General features: G+C 45.8%; 2 protein-coding genes. Both read right to left on the reverse strand.

Annotation, left to right across the window (positions count from 1 at the left end; genetic code table 11):
- Window positions 1-25: 25 nt before the first annotated feature.
- Window positions 26-718 (reverse strand): tetratricopeptide repeat protein, encoded by a 693-nt coding sequence (locus F6K49_RS45575; RefSeq protein WP_293108850.1) that lies wholly within the window; start codon window positions 716-718, stop codon window positions 26-28.
- Window positions 719-1121: 403 nt separating this feature from the next.
- Window positions 1122-1646 carry a hypothetical protein gene (locus F6K49_RS45580; protein ID WP_293087049.1) on the reverse strand — a complete coding sequence of 175 codons (525 nt, stop codon included), beginning with the start codon at window positions 1644-1646 and terminating at the stop codon, window positions 1122-1124.
- Window positions 1647-1785: the final 139 nt, after the last annotated feature.

Raw genomic sequence — 1785 nt, forward strand, 5'->3', positions numbered from 1 at the left:
GAGGACGGATTACGAGTTCCGGAACCTAGGGTGATTGGGGTTCAGCCGGGTGTTTTCCGATCTCCTTAGCTTGATTTGGGTCAAGGTCGAGTAACTGACGATAACATGCGATCGCATTATCCCATTTCCCCTGGGCTATCAAACACTCTCCTAACTCGTAGTAAGCTGCCCATAAGCTGGAGTCACGCTCAATCGCATTTTGGAAACAAGCAATGGCTCGATCCGGTTTACCCTGAGCCAGGAACGCTTTCCCTAGTTTATAATGCCCCTGAGCCTTTGCTGATTTGGGTTTCAGGCTCAGAGTCTGATACCAACACTCAATTTCCTCGTCTTTTTTCCCCAGCTGAGAATAGATTTCTGCCAAACTCCAGTAAGCCTCAGCAAAATCTGGCTGGAGGCTAAGAGCATGGTAGTAGGATGCGATCGCTTGCTGCCACTGTTGTTGACTACTGTATAGATTTCCTATTTTAGCATAGACTTGCACTAAATTCGGTTTGTCATCGAACACTCTAGAGTGCCAGAAAATTGCATCATCAAACCGACCCATCCCTTGCAAGATATTGCCTAAAACTCGGCAAGTCGAGGCAAAATCAGCTCGATTTGGGGATGGACTTTCCAAAGCTTGCTCACAAGCGGTAATTGCGTCAGTTAAGTAAGTGTACATCATGAGAGGGAACAGGGAACGGGGAATAGGCAATAGGCAATAGGCAATAGGCAATAGGGATGGAGCGCTACTTAATTAAGTCTTGCCGGTTGCATGCATGCCTGTTGCCTTTCCTTATTAACTCTTGCCTGTTACCTTTCCTAATTAAAGTTATGTTCACATCTCAAATCAAGCATTAAGCGGTCAGCGGTCAGCGGTCAGTGGTCAGCGGTCAGTGGTCAGTAGTTAGCGGTTAGTGGTCAGCGGTCAGTGGCCTTTGGCACCTCAAAGATCGTGGCACAGGCTTCGACGCTGTGATCTAAAGCATAAGCTGATAGCTGATTGCTGTTCGCGCAGCGTGCGCGTAGCGCTAATCGCTGATTGCTGTTCGCGCACGCTGCGCGTAGCGCTAATCGCTGATTGCTGATAGCTGAACGCGCACGCGTGCGCGAATGCGCATATGCTGATTACTGACCTACTAAAGTATCTCAAAACCATCGTCAGTTTGATTAATTTCAAGATCCAAACCTGAACTCAATTGAGCAATGGTTTGCCCATCGACTTTTAGCTCACCAGTGATCGGGTCGTAAGTCACGTTAGTCTGGTCACTAACCCCTGGAATCACGATTTTATCTTCTCCAGACTGAAACTCAGTAATAATATCCGGTGCATCGTCAAAAAACTCGAAGGTAAATGTATCATTTCCAGGACCTCCGATCGCCACATCACTGCCTGGTCCTATGATCAGGTTATCATTTCCTTCTCCACCCAGCACCACATCATCCCCTTCATCGCCAGTGATTTGGTCATCTCCGGCTCCACCCAGGGCCACATCATCCCCGTCACCACCGCTAATGTCATCGGTTTGATCACCAGTCTGAATAACATCTAGACCACCGCTGCCATCAATATTACTTGGTTGATCGTCTGGTCCTAAAATCACGAAGCCATCTTCGTTAGTTGGGATAACTTCAACATCTGGGTCAGCAACAATAGAAGACATTTACTATAACTCCTTCTTTATCCTAGTTGATATTACCTATCAACTATAATTTATTAATTTTTTTTTTGCCACACTCTTAGTTTTTTTGATTCTCAAATAGTTTTATTTAAATGGCATTATTTGCCTCATTATTGGTTAT

Source organism: Moorena sp. SIO3I6 (genome assembly GCF_010672095.1).

Excerpts from the sequence above, each read along its gene's own strand:
- F6K49_RS45580 (WP_293087049.1), bottom strand. The coding sequence starts at position 1,646 with ATGTCTTCTATTGTTGCTGACCCAGATGTTGAAGTTATCCCAACTAAC.